This window comes from Roseateles sp. P1_C1_2, from assembly GCF_056406535.1.
In genome coordinates this window covers 106,714-130,509 of the sequence record NZ_JBFUAB010000024.1, presented here as the reverse complement: position 1 = coordinate 130,509, position 23,796 = coordinate 106,714, and the positions used below count along the sequence as shown (strand labels likewise).

Genomic DNA, 23,796 nt, shown 5'->3' with positions numbered 1-23,796 from the left:
CCGCCGGAGCGTGGCGGCCCCGGCGGCGCCGACGGCCGGCCGCCGCCGCGCCGCGATAGCCCTCCGCCGCGCCGCGATCCGTCCAATTTCGGCCCACGCATCGTCGTGCTGGCGGCTGACGGCGTCACACCTCTGGCCGGCCGGCGCGAGACGTTGGACCGCCCCGGCCAGACCCGCGCCGTCAAGCTCAACGGCCAGACTTTGGCCGTGCTGCGCCTGGCCGAGCGGGCCGGCCCGGCCGAGGGCGTGGACGCAAGCTTCCTGCGCCGCCAGTACATCGGCTTGGGCGCCGTCGCCGTCGGCGTCATGGCGGTTGCCCTGGTGCTGGCGCGGCTGCTCGCGGTGCGCTGGGCGCGCCCGCTGGCCGAGGCCCAGGTGGCCGCGCGGCGTATCGCGGCGGGTGAGTTCGACGTGCGCCTGCCTGTGCCGCGCGACGGCGGTGGGGCCAGCGAGATCGCGGGCCTGCAGGGCGACATCAACGGCATGGCCGAGGCGCTGCAGCGGCTGGAGACCAGCCGCCAACGCTGGATCGCCGAGTTGTCCCATGAGCTGCGCACGCCACTGGCGGTGCTGCGCGGCGAGGTCGAGGCGCTGGTGGACGGCATCCGCCCGCTGGATCAGGCGGCGCTCGCCTCGCTGCAGGAGGAGATCAAGCGCCTGTCCCGCCTCGTCGAGGATTTCCATCTGCTGGCGACGTCGGAGCTGCGCTCCCTGCCTTGCGAGTTCGAGCCGGTGGCGCCGGCCGCGCTGCTGCAGGCCGCCATCGAGCGCATCGCGCCGCGGGCCAAGGCGCGCGGCCTGGTCATCGAGGCGCCTGTGCCCCCGGTGCTGCCCGCCGCGCACTGGGACGCGGTGCGCATCTCGCAGCTGCTGGCCAATCTGCTGGAGAACAGCCTGCGCTACACCGAGGCGCCGGGACTGCTGCAGATTTCGGCGCGCCCGCTGGGGGCGTCCCTCGAGATCCGCCTGGAGGACACGCCGCCGGGTGTGCCCGAGGCCGAGCTGGACCGGCTCTTCGACCCGCTCTACCGCGTCGACCCCTCACGCAGCCGCGCCTTCGGGGGCTCGGGCCTGGGGCTGGCCATCGCGCGCGCCATCGCGCAGGCCCATGGCGGTCGGCTGCGCGCCGAAGCCTCGTCGCTGGGCGGATTGGCCATGGTGCTGACGCTGCCGCTCAAACCCGAGGGGAGGAGTGCATGAGTGACCTCATCCTCATCGTCGAAGACGAGCCCAAGCTCGCGGCGCTGGTGCGCGACTATCTGCAGGCGGCGGGCTTTCGCAGCGAATGGCTGGCCGATGGCCGCCAGGCCCTGGAGCGGCTCAAGACCGGACCGATGCCGGCGGCCGTGCTGCTCGACGTCATGCTGCCGGGCCTCGACGGCCTGGAGGTCTGCCGCGCCGTGCGCGCCTTCAGCGACGTGCCCATCCTCATCAACAGCGCCCGCGTCGAGGAGCTGGACCGGCTGCTGGGCCTGGAACTGGGCGCGGACGACTATGTCTGCAAACCCTTCAGTCCGCGGGAGCTGGTCGCCCGGGTGAAGGCCCTGCTGCGCCGCGCCCAGGGGCGGCTCGCGCCCGCCACGTTGGTGCCGGCGGGCGGTGGCTTTGCGGTGGACGAGGGCGGCCAGCGCATCGTCTGGCGAGAGCAAGCGCTGGCGCTGACGCCGGTGGAGTTCCGCCTGCTGCGCCAGCTGCTGCAGCACCCTGGGCGGGTGTTCGAGCGGGCCCAGTTGCTGGACCTCATCCACGAGGACTTCCGCGACGTGTCCGACCGCGTCGTCGACAGCCACATCAAGAACATCCGCCGCAAGCTCGCGGCGCTGGGCCCGGCCCAGGAATGCATCACCTCGGTGTATGGCGTCGGCTACCGGCTGGATCTGGCCTGACGGCGCCTCGTTGCTTTTGGGCAACTCGCCAAGGGTGGTCCACCCGAGGCTGAAAGGAGGGGCACTGCCTGGGTGCGCGGCTGCTTCATCATGGGTCTTTCAAGCCCCATTCCGGGTAAACCAGACTGCGGTCGCAATTGAATCCGGTTCCAGATTCGGATATCGTTGACAGCGTTGTCTATTTGAATTGATCCGCAGATCGATGGGTCTCAGGCCTGAAAGCTGAGATCGCTACCAGGGCTCGTCCCGATGGTTGTGCATCCGCGCACGATTCGCAGTCCGGCGACCCCGGAAAGAGCCGTCTTTGCAGGTGTTGTTGATTGCGCACATGGCGCCATCAACTCTCGTAAACCCCAGCAGTCGTGGGGAGGCCAAAACGTACAGTACGCCGGCGCCTGCAAAGGGCATCCTCTTTTTTTGGGGGATGTTGGTAACGCTACCAGGCGCTGACATCAGCGGGCCATAAAGTCGTCATCAATCGGCTGCAAGAGCCGGCCTAAGCAAGTAAGGAGACAAATGAAACACCCCCAGATTTCCAAGGCCCGTCGGGCGCCCCAATTCGCGCAACGGCTCAAGCCGGTGGCATGGGCCTCGTCGATCGCGCTGCTGACCGGCGCAGCGGCTGTGCAAGCCCAGCAAACCGGTGCCACAGCCGCCCCTGCCGCGCAGTCCCTGGAGACCGTCGTCATCACGGGCATTCGCAAGTCGCTAGACAGCGCTGTCACGCTCAAACGCGATAACCGCGGTCTGGTCGACGGCATCGTTGCTGAAGACATCGGCAAGTTCCCTGACACCAACCTCGCCGAGTCGATGCAGCGTATCGCCGGCGTGTCCATCGACCGCAATATGAGCGGTGAAGGCTCGCAAGTCACCGTTCGCGGTGTCGGCCCCGCATTCAACATGGTGCTGCTGAACGGCCGGCAGATGCCGACCTCCAACGGTGCCGGCCGCGCCTTCGACTTTGCCAACCTGTCCTCCGACGCAGTTTCCGCGCTGGAGGTGTACAAGACCGCGCGTGCCTCGTCCCCGACGGGCGGCATCGGCGCCACCATCAACGTCAAGACGGCCCGCCCGCTGGATGTGCGCGAAACCATCGCCAGCATCGGCATCAAGGCCAACTATGACCAGTCGATCGGCCGCCTGCCGGGCGAGATTGCGGGCTCGAAGGTCACGCCAGAGGTCTCCGGCATCTACAGCACGACCTTCGGGGACCGCACGGTCGGCATCTCGATCAGCGGCAACTACTCGAAGCGCAACTCGGGCTCGAACAACGCGTTCACCGGCAACGGTTGGCAAACCGAGCCCGTCACCAGCGGTACGGCAGGCACCGCCTACGGGGGTGTTCCGGCCAGCAACCTGAGCAACTTCCCGACCAGCGGCAACTACGTCACGCACACGAATGACGTGCGTTACCGCGTGACCGATCTGGAGCGCGAGCGCTGGAACGGTCAGGCCGTCCTGCAGTTTGCCCCGACGAAGGACCTGAAGTTCACGCTGGACCACACGATTGCCATCAACGCGACCAAGCAGAACGCCGTTGAGAACTCCTCCTGGTTCGGCCCCTCGTTCTCGGGCCCGTTGAATGGCCAGCCGCCCACGACGTTCTCCGCGACGAGCAAGGTCTACGACCCGATCATCCAGACGGCCACGTGGGACGGCACGCACGACTACGCGATGTACGTTGCCCAGCAGGCGATCAAGACCAAGCTGAACTCCACCGGTTTCAATGCTGCATGGAAGGTCAGTGAAAAGCTGAACTTTGATTTAGACGCTCATAAGTCGACGTCCCGGACGAATCCGGACAGCCCTTATGGCGATACCAACGTCATTGACCTGGCACTGTTCAACCAGGGCAACACGACGATGTTCTACGACCAGAAGTTCCCGGTCATGCAGTCGCCCGGCTTGAAGTACGACGCCAACAAGACCACCGTCACGGGTTCTCAGTTCACGAACAACATTTCGTACCAGGACGTCGACCAGGTCCAGGTCAGCGGCACCTACAAGCTGAGCACCGATGACAAGCTGCTGGCGGGTCTTGGTTTCACCAAGCTGAAGAACCGCTCGGCCGGCTCGAACAACTTCCACGGCGACTGGGGTGGCATCGGCCCGCAAGGCTCGTTCAAAGACATGACCGTGGCCCAGTACAACATCGCCAGCTTCTACGGCCAGATTCCCGGCAGCAGCGACTCGCGCCAGTTCCCCACGTTCTACGTGCCGAACTTCGACCAACTGCGCGCGCAGGCCGTCAAGAACGCGCAGACGTATCGTCCGACGTCGCTCCCGCCGGGCAATCCGCTGAGCGCGGCAGAGGCAGACGCCTACTTCAAGCCGTATACCGACTTCACCAACGGCAACGATTGGCGCACCACCGAAAAGTCCACCGCGGCCTATGGCCAGTGGGACCACTCGTTCGACACGTCCATCCCGATGAACCTGTCGGTCGGTCTGCGCTATGAGCAGACGAAGATCACGTCCTCGTCACAAGTCACCTCCTACAACGGCACCACCTGGTATGCGGAAAACGAGGTGAGGCTCGATGGCGCAACCACGACCTTCGGTACCAAGGACGGCAAGTACAGCTATTGGCTGCCCAGCATTGACTGGGATGCCGACCTGACGTCCGACATCAAGGTGCGTGCGAGCTACGGCGTGAACATCGGTCGCCCGGACTTCGGCAGCATGCTGGGCGGTGTCGCTCTGAACGCGAACTCGGGCCGCTACAACATCCACGGCGCCGGTTCGACCGGTGACCCGGCACTGAAGCCGCTCAAGTCCAAGAACTTGGACCTGTCCGCCGAGTACTACTACGCCAAGTCGTCGTATGTGGCAGCGGGCGCCTTCTACAAGAAGGTGACCGACTTCTTCACCACGAAGACGGTTCAGCAAACGTTCGCCGGCCTGAACCAGCCTGCCAGCGGCACGTATTTCGACGCCGCCCGGGCGGCGGGTATTCCTGCTGACAGTCCCAAGCTGCTGCGCAACTACATCTTCCAGCACTACAACGGCCAGCCGGGCGTCACGGTCACCGATGCCAGCGACCCGACCTTCCTGAAGGGCAACATTGCGGGCACGATCCCCGGCGCCCAGCCGCTGATCTTTGACATCACGACGCCGTCGAATGCCGGTGGCGACAACATCAAGGGCCTGGAGTTCAACTTCCAGCACATGTTCGCCAGCAGTGGCTTCGGTGTTTCGGGCAACTACACCAAGGTCCGCAGCGGCTTGAAGTACCGCAACGACGCTTCAAGCACCGATGTGCAGTCGCCTCTGGTGGGTGTCAGCGATTCCGCCAACCTGGTGGGCTTCTTCGAAAACGAGGTGTGGTCGATTCGTGCCGCCTACAACTGGCGCGATTCGTTCCTCTTGGGTAACGACAACGGCAACAACCCGCGGTACACCGAGGCCTTTGGTCAGGTGGACGCGTCCATCGGCTACAAGATTGGCAAGAACCTGACCCTGCAGGCCGACTTGCTGAACTTGAACGATGGCTACATCCGCACCCATGGCCGCAGCAAGAACGAGATCATCTCCGCCATCCAGACGGGCCGCCGTTACCTGGTCGGTGCTCGCTATCGCTTCTGAGCGATGAGCACCGCCGCCCGGTAAACGCCCCTCGGGGCCGTTCGCCGGGCGACCCAGATTGGCCGAGGCGGGCGCGCAACGCCCACCTCGGCCAAATTTCCTTTCAGAATTCCTCGGCCTTTGCGGCGTGCCCGGCACCCGCACGGCCATACTTTGCGGGATGAGTTCCGAGGTGACGAGAGCCGTTCGACGTATCGTGGTGCTGGGGGGAGGCTCGGCCGGTTGGTTGACGGCTGCGACCCTGGCGGCGGAACTGGGCGGTGACGGCCCCGACGCGCTGCAGATCACGCTCATCGAATCCCCCGACGTGCCCTCCATCGGCGTGGGCGAAGGCACCTGGCCGACGATGCGCGCCACGCTGCACCGCATCGGCCTCAGCGAGGTCGACCTGGTTCGCGAATGCGACGCGTCGTTCAAGCAGGGCTCCCGTTTCGACGGCTGGCTGCATGGCGGCGCGGGTGACCGCTACTACCACCCCTTCACGCTGCCGCACCGGCACGGCGACGTCGATCTCGCCGGCGCCTGGTTGCAGGGCGGGCGTGAGCAGGGTTTTGCCGAAAGCGTCGGCGCTCAGCCGCATCTGTGCGACGCCCACCTCGCGCCCAAGCAGACGACGACGCCGGACTTCGATGGCGTCATGAACTATGGCTACCACTTCGACGCGGTCAAGCTCGGTCTGCTGCTGCGGCGACATGCGACGACCGTGCTCGGCGTGCGCCACGTCGTCGATCATTTCACTGAAGTGCGCTCGCACGAGAACGGCGACATCGCCGCGCTCGCCACCCGCGAGCATGGCGACCTGGCAGGCGATCTCTTCATCGATTGCTCGGGCCTGGCCTGCCTGCTGCTGGGACAGCACTACGGCGTTGGCTTGCGCTCCGAACAAGGCGTGCTGTTCAACGACAGCGCGCTGGCCATCCAGGTGCCGCATGCCGACGCGCAGGCACCGCTGGCGTCAGCGACCATCGCCACCGCCCACGCTGAAGGCTGGACCTGGGACATCGGCCTGCCCACGCGACGGGGTATCGGCCTGGTCTATTCAAGCAGCCACACCGACGACGCGGCCGCGGAGCGTGCGCTGTCGGGCTATCTGGAGCGCTGTGGGCTGGCACAGGCCGGTGCCGCGCTGCGCCGGATCCGCTTCAGCCCGGGTTATCGCGAGCACTTCTGGCACCGCAACTGCGTCGCTGTCGGCCTGGCCGCCGGCTTCATCGAGCCACTGGAGGCGTCGGCGCTGGCGCTGGTCGAACTGTCGGCCGCTTTCATCCGCGACGAGATGCCGACCCACCGGGCCGACATGGACCTCGTCGCCCGGCGTTTCAACGATGCGTTTGCCTACCGCTGGGCCCGCATCATCGACTTCCTGAAGCTGCACTATGTGCTGAGCCGCCGCGACGACGCCGACTACTGGCGCGAGCACCGTGCGCTGGCCACGCAGCCCGACTCGCTGCGCGAGTTGTTGCAGCTCTGGCGACATCGCGCGCCGTCGCGCAACGACTTCTACCGCGTGGAGGAAGTCTTTCCCGCAGCCAGCTACCAGTACGTGCTCTACGGCATGCAATTCAAGCCCGCGTCCCGCGCGCTGCGCCCGGACCGGCTGTCCGCGGCCCAGTCCTGCATGAAGGACGTGACGACAATCACCCGGCGGTTGCTGGGCGGCCTGCCCCGCCACCGCGACCTCATCCAACACATCCGCGCGCACGGCATGCCGCTGGCCGCCTGACCCACCGACGAGACCCCATGCTGCAAATCCTCAACAACGTCCAGCACAAGGACCTGCGCGTCATTACCCAGCGTGGCGCGCAATGGGGCGACGACATCATGTCGGCGCCCGTGACCGTGGACGAATTCCGCAAGCTCCAGGCGCATTACCCCATCGTCTTCCAGCCGGATGACAAGGGCGGCTTCGCGCCGGCGGTGCTGTTCGGCCTGCAGGAGGGCGAGAACCTGTTCCTGAACGGCGAGGGCTGGGACGCTGACTACCTGCCGCTGTCCGTGCAACGTCTGCCTTTCTCCATCGGCATTGCCGAAGACGAAATGCGCATGATGGTCGACATGGACAGCAAGCGCATCAGCCACGGTGCCGAGGGCGAAGCCGTCTTCCTGCCGCAGGGTGGCACGACTGATCTGACCGAGAACGCGAACTCCGTGCTGCGCACGCTGCATGAGGGCCTAGAGGCCACGACCGACTTCATCCAGACGCTGATGAAGTACGAACTGCTCGAGTCCTTCGTGCTCGACGTGGAGCGCCCTGACGGCTCGCATGGTCAGCTGGCGGGCTACTACATCATCCAGGAGGAGCGCCTCGCCGCGTTGGACGCCAGCACCGTCGGCCTGCTGCACCAGGCCGACTACCTGCAGCCCATCTACATGGCCATCGCTTCGCTGTCCAACTTCACAAAGCTGATCAAGCGCCACCTCGCACGCGAGGTGTGAGCAGGATGTCGGAGCGCAGTGATGTGAGCGCCGAGGCGATCCCGGCAGACGTGCTCCAGTCCACCCAGCCCGTGCTGATGCGCGGCTTGGTCGAGCGCTGGCCGCTGGTGCAGGCCGCGCAGCGGTCCGACGCCGACTTTTGCGACTACCTGCGGCGCTTCGGCGCCAGCACACGCCTGGCCCTCTGGCGCGGTGCGCCGGAGATCGGCGGGCGCTTCTTCTACAACGACGAGTTCAGCGGCTTCAACTTCCAGCACGAGGTCCACACCTTTGGCGCGCTGCTGGACGAACTGCTTGCCGGCACGCCCGATGCGCTCTACCTCGGCTCGACGGAGATCGACAGGGCCTTTCCCGGCCTGCGCCAGCACAACGACCTGCCCGCCCTCGCCGGCCTGCAACCGCACGTCAGTCTGTGGCTCGGCAACCGCATGCAGGTGGCCACGCATTTCGACCTGCCGGACAACATGGCCTGTGTCGTCGCGGGCCGGCGCCGCTTCACGCTGTTCCCGCCCGAGCAGGTGGCCAACCTCTACATCGGCCCATTGGACCTGACGCCCGCCGGCCAGCCGATCAGCCTCGTCGATCACGCGCGTCCCGACCTCGACCGCTTTCCGCGTTACGCGCAAGCGCTGGAGCATGCGCAAACCTTCGAATTGCTGCCAGGCGATGCGCTCTTCATCCCCAGCCATTGGTGGCATGGCGTGGAGTCGCTGGAACCCATCAGCGCGCTCGTCAACTTCTGGTGGCGGCAGTCCCCGGCCTTCATGGACGAGCCGATCAACACGCTGTTGATGGCCCTGCTATCGCTGCGCGACCTGCCGCCGGCCCAGCGCGATACCTGGCGCGCGCTGTTCAACCACTACGTCTTCGACGCCGATGAACAGACGGCCGCCCACATCCCGCCCGCTGCGCGCGGCATCCTCGCGCCGATGACCGACAACAGCGCGCGTCAGCTGCGCTCGATGCTGCAGAACCGACTCAAACGATGAGCTCTTCCACGACCATGACCACCGCTCCAAAACCCATCCGTCGCGTCGTCATCGCCGGCGGCGGCACTGCTGGCTGGATGGTGGCCGCGGGCCTGTCCAAATGCCTGGGCAAGCATTACGACATCCGCCTCGTCGAGTCCGAGGAGATCGGCACGGTCGGCGTCGGCGAGGCCACGATCCCGACGCTGCACATCCTGCACGAGATCCTGGACCTGGACGAGCGCGAGTTCATCCAGGCCACGCAGGCCACGTTCAAACTCGGCATCAGCTTCGAGAACTGGCGCAACGTCGGCGAGAACTACTTCCACTCCTTCGGCAAGACCGGCAAGGGTCACTGGACGGCCGGCTTCCACCATTTCTGGTTGGAAGGCCGCAAGCGTGGCCTGGCGAGCGACTACGGCGACTACTGCCTGGAGCTGCGCGCCGGGCTGGACAACCGCTTCGCGACGCTGCCCGACAACGGCATCAACTACGCCTATCACTTCGACGCGACGCTCTACGGCCAGTACCTGCGCCGCTTCTCCGAAGCGCTGGGCGTGCAGCGCATCGAAGGCAAGATCGCCAAGGTCCACACCGACGCTGCCAGCGGCGACATCACCGGCCTGCAACTCGATGGCGGCGCGCTGATCGAAGGCGACTTCTTCATCGACTGCACCGGCATGCGCGCGTTGCTCATCGGCGAGACGCTGGGCGTGCCCTACGAGAGCTGGTCGCACTGGCTGCCCTGCGACAGCGCGCTGGCTGTGCAGACCACGCTGGTCGGCGAGCCGGTGCCCTACACCCGCGCCATCGCCCACCCCTGGGGCTGGCAGTGGCGCATCCCGCTGCAGCACCGCGTCGGCAACGGCGTCGTGTTCAGCAGCAAGCACATCAGCGACGACGAAGCCAAGGCCGCGCTGCTCGCCAACGTGCAGGGCGAGGTGTTGCGCCCGCCGCGCGTCATCAAGTTCACACCGGGCCAGCGCCAGCAGGTCTGGAAGAAGAACTGCGTCGCCATTGGCCTGGCCAGCGGCTTCCTGGAGCCGATTGAATCCACCAGCATCCACCTGATCCAGAAGGGCCTGACCCGCCTCGTCGAACTCTTCCCGACCGACGGCGTCCGCCAGAGCGATATCGACGAGTACAACCGGCAGACGCAGGAGGCGATCGAGATCGTCCGCGACTTCATCATCCTGCACTACCACGTCAACAACCGCACGGACTCGGCCTTCTGGCGTGACTGTCGCGAGATGGATGTGCCGCCGCTGCTCAAGCACCGCATCCAGCATTTCCGCGACACCGCCCGCATCATGCTGAACCAGGGCGAGCTGTTCGCCGAGAACTCCTGGGTGCAGGTCATGATGGGGCAGGGCATCACGCCTGCCAGCCACCACCCCATCACTCGCAACATGGACAACCGCAACCTCGCGGAGTTCCTCGGCGACATCCGCAAGGATGTGGCGCGCACGCTGATGAAGTTGCCCAAGCACCAGCAGTTCATCGACGGCTTCTGCCCCGCACCCAAGCTCGACCTGGTCACGAACAAGCCTGTCGTCGGCCCCGAGCTGCGCATCAACCCCAACGCTCGTCTGGAGACGGTGCAGCTGTCCAACGGCGCGACGGTCTACGTGGTCGACGACTTCGCGCAAGACCCCGAGGCCCTCCTGGCGCTCGCCCAGGCCCAGGCCGGCCAGTTCGAGGCGCCCGCCGGCCATCCCTATCCCGGCCCGCAGCTGGCACTGCCGGACGGCATCGCCGGCGCACTGGGGGGCTATTTCGAACAGCACCTGCGCCCCCGGCTGGGTGCCGGCCCGGGGCTGGGCATGTTCGGCCGCTTCTCGCGTGTCACCCAGGACGCCACGACGCTGGACCCGCGCCAGCGCATCTGCCACCGCGACGACTCCGCCATCGGGCCGGGCGAGGTGATCTCGGCATCCGTGCACTACCTGTTCAAGGACGAGCAACTGGGGGGCACCGTGTTCTTCCGTTCGCTGATGTCCGACGCGGAGACGCGCCAGTTCATGCGCGACTCCAACACGCTGAACGGCAGCGCCTTCAGCGACAAGTACGGCATCGCGCCTGGCTACATGACCGAGAGCAACCGTTACTTCGAGGTCATCGGCCGGGTGCCGGCCAAGTGGAACCGTGCCATCTTCTACAGCGGCAGCATCTTCCATACCGGCGACATCAACTGGCCCGCTGCCAAGGCCGGCTACCAGACCGGCATGGGCCGCCTCACCATCAACGCCTTCTTCAAGAGCCGCCAGCCTGCCTAGCCGCCAGTTCGGCATCCAGCGCCAGGGAGCGCTGCGCGGCCGGGCGGGACCGCAGGCGCGCCGCGTAGGCCTCCACGGCCGGCGTCGCCGGCATCATCTTGAAGGCCAGCATGTCGGCGAGCGCATTGCCCCATAGAAAGTCGGCCACCGTCAGGCGCTCGCCCAGCCACCAGGTCCGGCCGTCCTCCAGTTGCTGTTGCACCAGGCGCACGACGCTGTCGAAGTCGCCATAGGGCGACCAGGACGGCTGGCAGTCCTCGCGCTTGAGGGCCCGGTCCGTCATCGCCGGTTCGAAGCAGGAGCCGTAGAACACCATCCAGCGCAGGAAGCTGCCGCGCAACGGGTCGCCCACCGGCGGCGCCAGGCCGCGCTCGGGATAGAGCTCGGCCAGGTAGAGGTAGACGGCGGCCTGTTCGGTGATGAGCACGCCCTCGTGCAGCAGGGCCGGCACCTTGCCCATGGCGTTGACGGCGAGGTAGGCGGGTTCGCGCTGCTGCTTCCTGGTCAGGTCGAGCACCTGCAGTTCGTGTTCGGCCTGCAGCTCCTCGACGAGGATGCGCACGCCGGCGGAGCGGCTGTTGGGGGCGTGGAAGAGGGTGACGAAGCGGCTCATGGCGATGTGGGATGGAGTGAAGGAGGCGCCGTTGTAGGCTGCGGCCCCTGCCGCCGTCTTGGAAAAACACGCATGACCGCCACCACCCCGTTGCGCGCCGTGACCAGCCGGGCCAAGGGCGTCGTCGACCCGGCCACCGCGCAGCGCAAGTTCCGCCTCGCCCGCTACGAGCCAGCGCCCGACCTCGCGCCCTTCCTGGACTACCACTGGATCGTCGAATGGGATCTGCGCGGCCAGCCCGACTTCGTGCAGCGCACCTTGCCCTACCCGGTCGTCAATATCGTCTTCGACGCCGAGCTGACGGCCATCTTCGGCGTCGTCAGCGGTTCCTATGAGCACCGGCTCACAGGCGCCAACCGCGGCCTGGGCCTGCGCTTTCGGCCCGGCGGCTTTCGCGGCCTGCTCGGGCGCCCGCTGCACACCCTCACCGACATCCACCTGCCGCTGTCGGCCGTGCTGCCCGTGGATGACGCCCAGGCCGAGCACGCCGTGCTGAGCCAGCCGGATGACGCCGGCATGATCGCCGCCGCTGAAGCCCTGCTGCGCCCGCTGCTCGGCGAGCCTGACCCCAAGGTGGACCGGCTCAACGCCATCCTGGCCCTGGCCCAGAACGACACCACGCTGACCCGCGTGGACGCACTGGCCGAGCACGCGGGTGTGGGCATGCGCACTCTGCAGGCCTGGTTCAGCGACTATGTCGGCGTCAGCCCCAAATGGGTCATCCGCCGCTACCGCCTGCACGAGGCGGCCGACCAGCTCGCCAGCGGCGCCGAGCTGGACCTGGCCGACCTCGCCCAGCGCCTGGGCTATTACGACCAGGCCCATCTGACCCGCGACTTCAGCCGCCTCGTCGGCAAGCCACCCCAGGCCTACCGCAGCCCGCCTCGATAATCGCCAGATGACCACTTCCATCACCATCGCCACGCGCGAAAGCCGGCTGGCGCTGTGGCAGGCCGAGCACGTGCAGGCCCGCCTCGTCGGCGAACTCGGCATCCAGGCCGCGCTGCTCGGCATGACGACGCGCGGCGACCAGATCCTCGATCGCACGCTGTCCAAGATCGGCGGCAAGGGCCTGTTCGTGAAGGAGCTGGAGACGGCCCTGGCCGAGGGCCGCGCCCAGTTGGCCGTGCATTCTTTGAAGGACGTGCCGATGGAGTTGCCCGAAGGCTTCACGCTGGCCGCCGTGCTTGAGCGCGAGGACCCGCGCGACGCCTTCGTCTCCAACGACTACGCCTCGCTGGCCGAGCTGCCCGAGGGCGCGGTGGTCGGCAGTTCCAGCCTGCGCCGCGTGACCCAGCTGCTCAGCCTGCGGCCCGACCTGCGCGTCGAGCCGCTGCGCGGCAACCTCGACACGCGGCTGCGCAAGCTCGACGAAGGCGGCTATCACGCCATCGTGCTGGCCGCGGCCGGCCTGAAGCGCCTGGGCCTGGCGAACCGTGTGCGCCGGCTGTTCGAGATCGACGAGATGCTGCCTTGCGCAGGGCAGGGCGCCCTCGGCCTGGAGATCCGTGCCGATGACACCGCGCTGGACGAGGCGCTGGCGAAGCTGATCCACCTGCCGACGCTGCTGGCCTGCGAAGCCGAGCGCGCCGTGTCGCGCGCGCTGGGCGGCAGCTGCAGCCTGCCGCTGGCGGCCCACGCCCACTGGCAGGGCGCGACGCTGCGCCTGGACGCGGCGCTGGGCCATGCCGAGACCCACACCGAGCCGCTGCTGCGTGCGAGCGTCGCCGGCGATGTGACGGCGGTGGAGGCCGCGCGTGCTCTGGGCCAGCAGGCCGCGGCGCGCCTGCGCGAGCTGGGTGCGGGCTCCTACCTGCCTGGATGACGACGCTCATCGTCACTCGCCCCAGGCCGCAGTGCGCGGCCTGGCTGGCGCGCTTGTCCGAACTGGGCGTTCAAGCGGTGGCCCTGCCCCTCATCGAGATCCTGCCGGCGCGCGATCCGGCACCGGTCGTCGAGGCCTGGGGCCGCCTGCCCGATGTGGACCTCGTCGTCTTCGTCAGCCCCAATGCCGTCGAGCAATTCTTCGGCCACGCGGACCGACTCTGGCCCGCCCACACGTTGGCTGCCTGCGTGGGTCCGGGCAGTGCCCAGGCGTTGATCGAGCGCGGCGTGCCGGACGACCAGATCGTCCAGCCGGCCGCCGACGCCGCCAGCCTGGACTCCGAACACCTCTGGCAACAACTGTCACCCCGGCGCGATTGGGCCGGCGCCCGCGTGCTGCTGCTGCGTGGTGACGGGGGCCGGGAATGGCTGGCCGAGAGGCTGACGGCCGAAGGCGCGCAGGTCGAGGCGGTGACGACTTACCACCGCGCTGGGCCTCGCTTCGACGCAGCCGAGCAGTCCTTGCTGGACGCCATCCGTGCAGAGCCCACAGCCTTTGTGTGGCTGTTCAGCAGCGCCGAGGCCGTCGGCCATCTTCACGGCGCGGGCCTGACCGGCCAGCGCGCCATCGCCACCCATGCCCGCGTCGCCGAAGCGGCCCGGGCCGCCGGTTTCGACCCTGTGGTTTTGGCGCGACCGGCCCCTGAAGCGGTGACTCAGGCCCTGAAAGGCCTCTGACAGAATCCATCGCACTGTGAGTGAGCCGATTTCCGTTGTCGCCGCGGCCGAACCCGCCGCCCCGCCGTCCCCTGTCGCCCCTGCATTGCCGGCCTGGTTGCCCTGGTTGCTGGCCCTGCTGAGCGCCGCCGTGCTGCTTTGCGTGGCGCTCGCCTGGCAAAGCCTGTCACGCCAGCAGTCCCTGGAGCAGGAACTGGTGCGCCGCCAGGAAGCCAGCCAGGCCCAGGCCACCGAGGCGCGGCTGGCAGCCAAGCAGTCGGCCGAACTGGTGCGCGACACGGCCGCCAAGGTTTCCCTGCTGGATGCCCGCCTGGCCGAAGTGGCGCTGCAGCGCGGGCAGCTGGAGGAGCTGATCCAGTCCATGTCGCGCTCGCGCGACGAGAACGTCGTCGGCGACATCGAGGCCGCCATCCGCGTGGCCCTGCAGCAGACCCAGATCACCGGCAGCGCTGAACCCCTGGTGGCCACGCTGAAGCAGGCCGACGAACGCCTGCTGCGCTACAAGCAGCCGCGCATGGAGGGCGTGCGCCGCGCCGTCGCGCGCGACCTGGACCGCGTCAAGGCGGTCGCCGTCGTCGATGTGTCCACGCTGACCATCAAGCTCGACGAAGTGGTGCGCATGGCCGACGAGCTGCCGCTGGTGTCGGGCAACGAGGCCGCACCCAAGCAACGTGACGATCGCAACGGCGATGCCGCCAAGGAACGCGAGCGGGCGCTGAAGCTGCAACGCGAACAGGCCGCCGCCGCGGCCGACGGCAAGGTCTCGCTGTGGTGGTGGCAGGCTTCCCAGCAGCTTTCCAGCTGGACCGGTCTGGTCTGGGGCGAGGCCCGCACGCTGCTGCGCGTGACCCGCATCGATCACCCCGAGGCGGCGCTGATCTCGCCCGACCAGAGCTTCTTCCTGCGCGAGAACCTCAAGCTGCGATTGCTCAACGCGCGCCTGGCGCTGCTGAGCCGCCAGTTCGACACCGCCCAGTCCGATCTGCGTGACAGCCAGGAAATGCTGAGCCGCTACTTCGATACCCGCTCGCGCAAGGTGGCCGGCGTGGCCGAGCTGCTGCGCCAGGTGTCGGGCCAGGCGCGCCAGGTCAGCGTGCCCAGACCCGATGACACCTTGGCCGCACTGACCGCTGCAGCCGCGGGGCGCTGATCATGCGCTTGGTCATCTGGCTGGTCCTGCTTTTCGTCGTCGCCGTGGTTGCGGCGCTGACCCTGGGCAGCAATGACGGTCTTGCCAGCTTCTACTGGGCCGGCTGGCGCGTCGACATCTCTCTCAACCTCTTCCTGCTGCTGCTGGTCGCCAGCTGCTTTGCCCTCGTCACGGCCATCCAGGCCATCGAGGCGCTGACGACCCTGCCCAAGCGCGCCCGCGAATGGCGCCTGGCCCAGCGCGAGCGCAGCGCCCAGCTGGCCCTGCGCGAGGCCCTGGTCGAGCTCTTCGGCGCGCGCTTCAGCCGCGCCCAGAAGGCGGCGCAGAAGGCACTCAACATCCAGTCCGCGACGCCCGAGCTGGCGGCGGACCAGTCCTTCATGGCCCTGGCCCATCTGCTGGCCGCGGCGAGCGCCCACCGTCTGCAGGACCGCCGCCATCGCGACGAGCAACTGGCCCGCGCCCTCGACCTGGCCCACCGCACCGGCGGCGCGCGCGCGCAGGAAGACGGTGCCCGCCTGTTGGCCGCCGAATGGGCCCTGGATGACCGCGACGCCACGCGTGCGCTCAGCGTGCTCGGCGAGCTCGCCCCCGGCGTTGCCCGCCGCACCCAGGCCCTGCGCCTGCGTCTGCAGGCCTCGCGCCTGGCCCGGCAGCCGCTGGATGCGCTGCGCACCGCGCGCCTGCTCGCCAAGCACCAGGCCTTTTCCAAGGTGGCGGCCCAGGGCCTGCTGCGCTCGCTGGCCTTCGAAGCCCTCGATGGCGCGCGTGACGTCGACCAGCTCCGTTCGGTCTGGCAGCAACTCGACCCGGCGGATCGTCGCGACCCGCTGGTCGCCGCCCGCGCCGCCCAGTGCTCGGGCCAGTTGGGCGCGCCGGATGACGGCCGTGGCTGGCTGCGGCCCTTCTTCGACGACCTGGCCGAACTCCAGTCCGATGACCGCACCGCCCTCGCCAACGCCCTGGTGCCGGTGCTGGCCGGCTGCGGCCCCGACTGGCTGCAGCGCCTGGAGTCTGCCCAGTCGCGCTTTCCGCGCGAGCGAGCCCTGGCCTATGCGCTGGGCCATGCGCTGGCCGAGCGCCAACTCTGGGGCAAGGCGCGCCTGATGCTCGAGGCCGCCGCCGATGACGTGACGATGGCCGGCCCGGCACGCCGGCGCAGCTGGCTGGCGCTCGCCGCGCTGGCCGAACAGGAAGGCGACGAAAGCCGCCGCGCGCGCTGCTTCGAAGCCGCCGCGCGCCTGCCATGAGGCGCGCCACGGAAACTATTTCGAAAAAAATGCCGAAGTCTTGCCGGACCCCTGAAAATCTGGCTATACTGTGAGGCTTCAGCGGCTGTAGCTCAGTTGGATAGAGTACTTGGCTACGAACCAAGGGGTCGTGGGTTCGAATCCTGCCAGCCGCACCAAAAACAAGAAGAAATGGAAACGCCTCGGAGCTTGCTCCGAGGCGTTTTTCTTTGTGCCTCGCAATTACCGCTTGAAGCGCGGCGCCGCCGCGGGTTGCCAGTGGCCGTCCTCGGCTTGAACAAAGCTGCCGCGGGCCTGGGCATGCGGATGCAAGGGCGCTTCGGCCAGTGTCAGCACTGGCGCAAAGCAGACGTTCGTGCCCTCCAGCACCGCTGACCATTCGTCGCGCGTCTTGTCGCGGATGCGCGCCGCGACGCGCTCGCGCAGCGCTGGCCATTGCCTGCGGTCGTGCTGGGCCTTGGGGTCGACGTCGTCCAGGTCCAGGCGTTGCAGCAACTCGGCATAGAACTGCGGCTCCAACGCACCGAGAGACACGAAGCGGCCGTCGGCGCATTCGAAGCAGTCGTAGAAGGGCGAGCTGTGCAGGAAGAAGTTCTGCGCCGGCGTCTCGCTCCAGCGGCCCGCGGCGCGCAGCGAATGCAGCAGGCTGGACAGCAGGCCCACGCCGTCCACCATCGCCGCGTCGACGACCTGGCCGCGGCCGCTGCGCTGGGCCTCCCACAGCGCGACCATCAAGCCGAAGGCCAGGAACATCGCACCGCCGCTCATGTCGCCGATCAGCGTGGCGGGAATGCTGGGCGCCACGCCGTCACGCGTCGCAACCGACAGCACACCCGTCAGCGCCACGTAGTTGATGTCATGCCCCGCCGCCTGGGCCAGCGGGCCGGTCTGGCCCCAGCCGGTCACGCGGCCGTAGACCAGGCGCGGATGACCCGCCGCGAACACTTCCGGCCCGAGGCCCAGGCGCTCCATGACACCGGGGCGAAAGCCTTCGATCAGCGCATCGGCACTCTCGATCAGCGCACGTGCTTCGGCCAGGCCTTCGGCCGTCTTCAGGTCCAGGCAGACACGTCGCTTGCCGCGGTCCAGCGCCGTGCCCGTGTCCAGCACCGGGCCGCCCGGCCTGTCGATGACGATGACCTCGGCGCCGTGGTCGGCCAGCAGCATGCCGGCCAGCGGGCAGGGGCCGATGCCGGCCATTTCGATGACGGTGAGGCCGGCCAGTGGGCGATGGCTAGAGGAGGAGTCCATGGCGACAATGCTCGCATGAGCAAGGCCTTCACCAAGGAATCCGACGCGGCCGACGATGACGAGGACGGTCCCTCGCTGCCTGCCTTGCCAGCCGGCACGCGTAACTACCTGACGCCGGCCGGCTATGCGCGGCTGCGTGCGGAGTTCATGGAGTTGCTGGACGTGGAGCGGCCTCGCGTCGTGGAGGTCGTGTCCTGGGCGGCCAAGAACGGCGACCGCTCGGAGAACGGCGACTACCTCTACGGCAAGAAGCGGCTGCGCGAGATCGATCGCCGGCTGCGCTTCCTGACCAAGCGCCTGGACATCGCCGAAGTCGCCGACCCGAGCGTCCACTTCGGTTCCGAGCAGATCTTCTTCGGCGCGACGGTGACCTATGCCAACGCCAAGGGCGAGGAGAAGACCATCACGATCAAGGGCATCGACGAGTCCGACAGCCTGGCCGGCGAGGTCAGCTGGATCTCGCCGATTGCGCGCACGCTGCTGAAGGCACGCGTCGGCGACGAGCTCAACCTCGTCACGCCGGTGGGCGTCGAGAAGATCGAAGTCGTCGAGGTCAGCTACCCCGCGCCTTAGGCTTGAGCAGGTCGTCGACGCGGGCGCGCTCCTCCGCGGTCAGCTTGGTTGCAACGCTCGCGAGTGCCGCCTCGGCCTGCGGATGGCCGACTGTCTTGCACAGGCTGAGCCAGGCGTAGGCGGAGGGCAGGTCCCTGGGCCCGCCCTGGCCCTGGGCCAGCATGACGGCGAGGTTGAACATCGCCTCGGGCTGGCGGCGCTGGGCGGCCGCCTGGAAGAGCTGGCGGGCCGTCGCCAGGTTCTGCTCGACGACTTCGCCGCGGTAGAAGAAGGTTGCGAGCGCGTTCTGCGCATCGGCATGGCCCTTCAGTGCGGCGGCCTTGTAGAGCACGATGGCGCGCTCGGGCGCGGCTGGCACCCCTTCGCCCAGGTCGAGCATGCGCGCCGCGGCGTAGGTCGCCTCGACATGGCCGGCCTTCACCGCGGCGCTGTAGTAGGCGCCGGCGCGCGGCAGGTCCAGCGGCACGCCGTCCGGTTGTTTCGGCAGCTGATGCTGGTAGAGCTGGCCCAGCAGGTAGAGGGCAGGCACATGGCCCGCCTCGCCGGCGGCCTGCAGATAGGACAGCGCGCGCCTGGCATCGGGCGCCGTGCCGATGCCGCTGAGGTGGGCCTGGCCCAGCAGCGTGCCGGCGGGCTCGAAGCCATAGTCCAGTGCCTGCTTCCACCAGCGGTAGGCCTCCGCCGGGTTGCGCGCCGTGCCCTGGCCCGTCAGGTGGATGCGGGCCAGCAGCAATGAAGCCTCGACGCGGGTGTTGATGTTGTCGGGCTTCTGCGGGTCGAAGCGCAGGCGGTCGCCCACCGGGTCGTAGCGCGCGTCGATGACCTTGCGCAGCCATTCGATGGCCTTGGGCGTGCTGGCCGGCGTGCCCAGGCCCAGCAGGTGGATGCGGCCCAGCATCATGGCCGCCTCTTCGTAGCCGAGCTTGTTCCAGCCCTCTTCGAATTTGACACGCGCCTCGGTGAAGTTGCCGGCCTCGTAGGCGTCGAAGGCCTGGGTCAGCGACTTGTCCTTGCGCGCGATCCAGTTGCGGCCGGCGGCGAAGCGCCTGTCGGATTTGGAGCAAGCGGTGGAAGGCGCCATGGCGTCGGCGGTGCTGCCGGTGTCGCCGCTGCTGCCCTCCAGCGCGCTGCCGACGGTGGCCGTCTTGGCGTTGCCGTCGGGGCTGAGGTCGCTGAAGCGCTCGGCCTCGTTGGACGGGCTGTCCAGCAGGTTGAAGTCACGCATATAGGCCAGCGTGACCTCATCCTCGGCGGCCGAGTAGCCGCTCATGAATGCGCAGGACGACGCGAACTGGCGCGACAGCACCTTGCTCTTGGCGGCGGTGACGACCGAGGGGTCGACACCGCCGTTGCGCTGGCCCGTGACCTTGACGCCGTCCAGCGTGTTGGCGGGCGCGGCGTTCTGGGCCCAGGCCACCGGCATAGCCAGCGCCAGCAGCACCAGGCCGTGTACTGAGGGAGCGCGCATGCTCAGCGTGGGCTGCGGAGGGTCATGCCCACCATGTAGCGGCGGCCGTTGTAGCCGTCGCCATAGATGCTGGGAATGCCGTCGGCATAGTCCTGGTAGCCGCCGGTGCTGCTCTGGGTGCGCTCGCCGGTGAGGTTGCGCACGTCGGCGAACAGCTCCAGGCCGTTCTTGAAGCGATAAGAGACCTTGGCGTCGACGAAGGCGGTGCGGTTGCCGAAGATGGGCGCGCCCGGGTTGTAGGGCAGGCGCCAGCCGGTGGTGCCCACGGACGTGTAGTTGTTGACGCCGACGTTGGTCGACGTGTTCGGCGAGAAGGTGTAGTAGCGCGGGGCCACGACCTGCAGCGCCACGCGCGCCTGGAAGCCGCCGTCGTCGTACCAGAGCGAAGCGTTGTACGAGTACTTCGGCTCGTTGGCGACCGGCAGCACGTCACCGCTGATCAGGTCCAGTACCGGGGCGCCCTGGGTCGAGCGCACATAGCTGTAGTTGGCGTCCATGCCGGTGTAGCGCAGGAAGGACGGCAGGAAGGTGAAGGCCGTCTTCATGCCGAACTCGATGCCGCGGCGGGTCGCCGGCTGGGCGTTGTCCCACTGCGTGAAGCCGAACTCGATGTCCTTGAGCGGAATGCCGGACACGGGGTCGATGACGCTGCTGGTGGCGAAGACCTTGGTGTTCTGGCGCACCGTGCCGATGGTGGGCGCGCCGATCAGGCCGCGCTGGCGGAAGATGCCGGCCGTGAACATGGTGTCGCGGTTGGCGTACCACTCGAGGGACAGGTTCTGGTTGACGTTGGTCTGCGGCTTGAGCTCGGGGTTGCCCATGGTGCCCGAGCAGCCCTGGTCGGCGGCGCTGCCGTCCGGGTCGTCCGGGTTGTCTTCGACGATCTCGCTGTAGGTGCAGGTGGTGCCCGAGGGCAGCAGCTTGGACACCGGCGGGCGGGCGATGGTCTTGCCGATGCTGTAGCGCAGCGCGACCTTCTCGGGCACCGGCCACAGGGCCAGGTTCAGCGAAGGCATGACGTCGGTGGACTTGCCCGAGATCGCCGTGTTCTGGCTGAAGGCGGTGGACACGAAGCCGGCCGCCGCCGTCGGGTTGAGCGGGTCGAAGCTGGACGTCTTGCGGATGGACCGGAAGGTCATATAGCCCGTGCCGGCCACCTCGGTCTGCACGATGCGCACGCCGAAGTTGCCCGCCAGCTCCATGCCGAAGGGCAGGGCCCAGTCGGTGAAGGGCACGCGGTCCATCTCGAAGTCCGTCATCAGATAGGCGGCCTTGGACTTTTCGCTGAACTGGGTCACCGGCATGTCGTAGACCTTGCCGTCGCTGGCCGTGCAACTGCGGAAGCAATCCAGGCGCACCGGCACGCCGGCCAGCGCGAACAGCTTGTCGATGTCGATCTGGTTCCAGCCGTCGATCAGCGTCGACGGGCGGTCCTTGGAGCCGGCGTAGAACTGGCCGGCGGGGGCCAGCGTCATGGTCTGGCGGATCAGGTCTTCGTACTGCGCCCGCGTGATGGTGGTGGTACCCGCGGCCACACCGCCGATGCCGGTGTTGAGCTGGTTGTTGGGGGCATAGCCGTTGGCGGCGCAGGGCTGGCCGCCAGCGGCGAGCGAGCCGGGCGTGTTCTCGCAGCCGACGACGTTCCAGCGCGTGTTGACCTGGGGCATGTAGACGCCCGGCACGAAGCCGGCGGTGCCGTAGGTGCCGACCGGCTCCTTGATGGTGCCGCCCGCGCCGGCCCAGAAGTTGCCGCTGGTGTCGCGGTAGTTCAGGCCGCCCTTGATCGAGGTCAGGAAGGGGATCTTGTCGACCACGTTGTAGGCGAGGTCGAGCTTGCCGGTCTTCTCGGCGCTGTCGGTGTCGAAGGAGCGGATGACCTGCAGCAGCGTGTTGTTGGTGTATTGGGCCCGCTGCGCGGCGGTGTAGGCCGGCACCGAGAGCGGGTTGACGGCCGACGCCGGGAAGGCCGCCGCGGCCACGGCGGGGTTCAGCTGCGCATAGGCCGGGAAGTTGAGCTGGTCGTTGGTGCTGCCGGCCGGCAGCGTGAAGGCCCACAGGCCGTTGGGCTGCAGCGCGTAGTTGCCGACGCCATAGAGGTAGCTGAACGCCGCGCGCCGGTCGTAGCGCAGGGCGGTCGACTTGGTCGTGCCGAGCAGGAACTGCGCGCTCAGGCGGCCGTCGCGGTATTCGCCGCCGCCCACCAAGGTCTTGGAGTCGGTGTCGATGCTGCTGAAGATGGTGTCGGTGCCGTAGGAGCCGTTGCCGGTCGAATAGCTCGTCACGTGGTGGGTCGAGTCCACCGTGTAGCCCGGCAGGATGTTGGTCGTCGCGCCCTGGATCAGCGGAGCGTTGTTGGCGCGGAAGGAGTAGGTGTTGGGCAGCACCGAGGCGGACAGCGTGTTGCCCGCGACGATGCCGCGCGTGTTGGCGGTGACGTTGTCGGTGAAGGCACCGTTGAACACCGGGCTGCTGCCCACGCCCAGGAAGCCGACGATGTCATCGACGTGGCGCTTGTTGGCGCTGAGCTTGGTGTAGAGGGTCAGCGCGTCGCTGACCTTGAAGTCGAGGCGGATGTCGCCGCCGGTGCGCCTGTCATCCTGGCTCTTGAAGTTGAAGCGGAAGCCCGCCGTCTGCGACGGGGTGTAGTCGTTCCACTGGTTCAGGCAGGTCAGCTGCTCGTTCTGGCGCTGGGTGTATGCGGCTGTCCGGTTGGCGCTGACGATGGCGTTGGTCTGTGCCGTCGTCAGGTTGGGGAAGGTGGTGAAGCAGTCGGCCTTGCTCTGGGCCGCCGCCGACTTGGTCAGCAGCTCCATTGGCGTCGATGCGTTGAAGAAGCCGCCGGCCGTCAGCGGCGAGGCCAGCAGCGTGGCGGTGGCGGCCGGGTCGGTCTTGGACAGCGTGCTCGGGTTGAAGGTGAAGGTCTTCTCGGGCGAGTTGTCGAAGTCCCCCAGGCGCACCAGGCCCTGCTGGTTGTTGCTGCCGCCCTGGGTGACGCCGTGCTGCTCGTTCTGGTAGCGCGACTTGTTCAGGTTGACGATGATGCCCAGCCGCTTGTCCAGGAACTTGTCGGCCAGCACCAGGTTGTAGTTGGGCGTGGTCTTCTTGTTCAGGTCGCTCTGCGTGCCGGCCGCGCGGAAGGAGTAGTAGGGCTTGTCGAAGTCCAGGCCGGTGCGGGTCGTGATGATGATGCCGCCACCGAGCGAGCCTTCCGTCATCGCGGCCGTCGAGCCCTTGACGATGTCGACGCTCTTGATCAGGTCGGACGACAGCTCGCGGAACTCGGTGCCGCGGCCGTCGCCGCCGCCCAGCAGGTCGGTGCCGGCACCGGAGCGCACGCCCATGCCGTCCAGCTCGACCCGGGTCAGCTCGGCGCCGTTGCCGCGGATGGACACGTTGACGCCCTCGCCGAAGTCACCGCGGTCCAGCGCCACGCCGGCGATCCGGGAGATGGCTTCACCAATGTTGCGGTCAGGGAAGGCGCCGACGTCCTCGGCCACGATGGAGTCCTGGGCCGTGGCCGCGTTCTTCTTGCGGTTGATGCTGGACTGCTGAGACTGGCGCGTGCCGACGACCAGCACGGTCTCGAGCTCCTGGGTCGGCGCGGCGGGCTTGCGCGCGGCCGGCTTGGCGTCGTCGGGCTTGGCGGCTGCGGCGTTGCCGCTTTCCTGGGCCATGGCGGCCTGTTGGGCCCACAGGGCCAGGGCCATGGAAACAGCGGTCGCCACCGCAGGCTTGCTGAATTTGTTCACTGTCTTCTCCGCGCTCCGGTGGGGTCCCG

17 protein-coding genes and 1 tRNA gene are annotated in these 23,796 nt (G+C 67.9%); 14 read left to right on the top strand and 4 right to left on the bottom strand.

All coding sequences use genetic code 11. The features are described from left to right. The 7 genes from AC1D2H_RS22965 to AC1D2H_RS22935 form a co-directional block, all read left to right on the top strand. On the top strand, positions 1-1,200 hold a 1,200-nt coding region (locus tag AC1D2H_RS22965; protein ID WP_478012588.1), incomplete at its 5' end, for an ATP-binding protein. Continuing rightward, the gene (locus tag AC1D2H_RS22960) at positions 1,197-1,886 is read left to right on the top strand and encodes a response regulator (RefSeq protein WP_477935660.1); all 690 of its coding nucleotides are present in this window, start codon (positions 1,197-1,199) and stop codon (positions 1,884-1,886) included. The genes AC1D2H_RS22965 and AC1D2H_RS22960, both read left to right, overlap by 4 nt. 516 nt (positions 1,887-2,402) lie before the next feature. After that, complete coding sequence (locus AC1D2H_RS22955; RefSeq protein ID WP_478012587.1) at positions 2,403-5,471, top strand: TonB-dependent receptor; 3,069 nt, start codon at positions 2,403-2,405, stop codon at positions 5,469-5,471. A 160-nt stretch (positions 5,472-5,631) separates the two neighbouring features. Continuing rightward, positions 5,632-7,194 (top strand): tryptophan halogenase family protein, encoded by a 1,563-nt coding sequence (locus AC1D2H_RS22950; protein ID WP_477935663.1) that lies wholly within the window; start codon positions 5,632-5,634, stop codon positions 7,192-7,194. A gap of 17 nt (positions 7,195-7,211) precedes the next feature. Then, positions 7,212-7,907, top strand: a complete 696-nt coding sequence (locus AC1D2H_RS22945; protein ID WP_477935665.1) for a SapC family protein — start codon at positions 7,212-7,214, stop codon at positions 7,905-7,907. Between the two features lie 5 nt (positions 7,908-7,912). Next, complete coding sequence (locus AC1D2H_RS22940; protein WP_478012586.1) at positions 7,913-8,896, top strand: cupin-like domain-containing protein; 984 nt, start codon at positions 7,913-7,915, stop codon at positions 8,894-8,896. A gap of 14 nt (positions 8,897-8,910) precedes the next feature. Continuing rightward, complete coding sequence (locus AC1D2H_RS22935; RefSeq protein WP_478012585.1) at positions 8,911-11,151, top strand: DUF6445 family protein; 2,241 nt, start codon at positions 8,911-8,913, stop codon at positions 11,149-11,151. On the opposite strand, the gene AC1D2H_RS22930 is transcribed toward AC1D2H_RS22935, so the two are convergent. After that, on the bottom strand, positions 11,129-11,770 hold the full coding sequence (locus AC1D2H_RS22930) for a glutathione S-transferase family protein (protein WP_477935739.1): 642 nt from the start codon (positions 11,768-11,770) through the stop codon (positions 11,129-11,131). The two genes, AC1D2H_RS22935 and AC1D2H_RS22930, sit on opposite strands and share 23 nt — an antisense overlap. A 66-nt stretch (positions 11,771-11,836) precedes the next feature. Between AC1D2H_RS22930 and AC1D2H_RS22925 the strand changes: the two genes are divergently transcribed. From AC1D2H_RS22925 to AC1D2H_RS22900, 6 genes are all read left to right on the top strand, one after another. Further along, positions 11,837-12,655: a DUF6597 domain-containing transcriptional factor gene (locus AC1D2H_RS22925; RefSeq protein WP_477935671.1), complete on the top strand. Its 819-nt coding sequence runs from the start codon at positions 11,837-11,839 to the stop codon at positions 12,653-12,655. Positions 12,656-12,662: 7 nt separating this feature from the next. Beyond that, complete coding sequence (gene hemC / locus AC1D2H_RS22920; protein ID WP_478012584.1) at positions 12,663-13,589, top strand: hydroxymethylbilane synthase; 927 nt, start codon at positions 12,663-12,665, stop codon at positions 13,587-13,589. Then, positions 13,586-14,326, top strand: a complete 741-nt coding sequence (locus tag AC1D2H_RS22915) for a uroporphyrinogen-III synthase (protein WP_478012583.1) — start codon at positions 13,586-13,588, stop codon at positions 14,324-14,326. The genes hemC and AC1D2H_RS22915 overlap by 4 nt, the downstream gene beginning before the upstream one ends. Positions 14,327-14,342: 16 nt before the next feature. Then, positions 14,343-15,476 carry a uroporphyrinogen-III C-methyltransferase gene (locus AC1D2H_RS22910; RefSeq protein ID WP_477935677.1) on the top strand — a complete coding sequence of 378 codons (1,134 nt, stop codon included), beginning with the start codon at positions 14,343-14,345 and terminating at the stop codon, positions 15,474-15,476. Between the two features lie 2 nt (positions 15,477-15,478). After that, positions 15,479-16,726 (top strand): heme biosynthesis HemY N-terminal domain-containing protein, encoded by a 1,248-nt coding sequence (locus AC1D2H_RS22905; protein WP_477935679.1) that lies wholly within the window; start codon positions 15,479-15,481, stop codon positions 16,724-16,726. Between the two features lie 81 nt (positions 16,727-16,807). After that, positions 16,808-16,884: transfer RNA gene (locus AC1D2H_RS22900), tRNA-Arg, on the top strand. A gap of 64 nt (positions 16,885-16,948) precedes the next feature. Here AC1D2H_RS22900 and AC1D2H_RS22895 read toward each other — a convergent pair. Beyond that, positions 16,949-17,977 (bottom strand): CaiB/BaiF CoA transferase family protein, encoded by a 1,029-nt coding sequence (locus tag AC1D2H_RS22895; RefSeq protein WP_477935681.1) that lies wholly within the window; start codon positions 17,975-17,977, stop codon positions 16,949-16,951. Positions 17,978-17,992: 15 nt separating this feature from the next. Here AC1D2H_RS22895 and greB point away from each other — a divergent pair, with 15 nt between their 5' ends. Further along, entirely contained in the window at positions 17,993-18,550 is a 558-nt protein-coding gene (greB, locus tag AC1D2H_RS22890; protein ID WP_477935683.1) for a transcription elongation factor GreB, read from the top strand. Here greB and AC1D2H_RS22885 read toward each other — a convergent pair. Both AC1D2H_RS22885 and AC1D2H_RS22880 read right to left on the bottom strand, forming a co-directional pair. After that, entirely contained in the window at positions 18,531-20,018 is a 1,488-nt protein-coding gene (locus tag AC1D2H_RS22885; RefSeq protein WP_477935685.1) for an SEL1-like repeat protein, read from the bottom strand. The genes greB and AC1D2H_RS22885 overlap by 20 nt on opposite strands. A gap of 2 nt (positions 20,019-20,020) precedes the next feature. Further along, positions 20,021-23,767 (bottom strand): TonB-dependent receptor, encoded by a 3,747-nt coding sequence (locus tag AC1D2H_RS22880; protein ID WP_477935687.1) that lies wholly within the window; start codon positions 23,765-23,767, stop codon positions 20,021-20,023. Between the last annotated feature and the right edge of the window lie 29 nt (positions 23,768-23,796).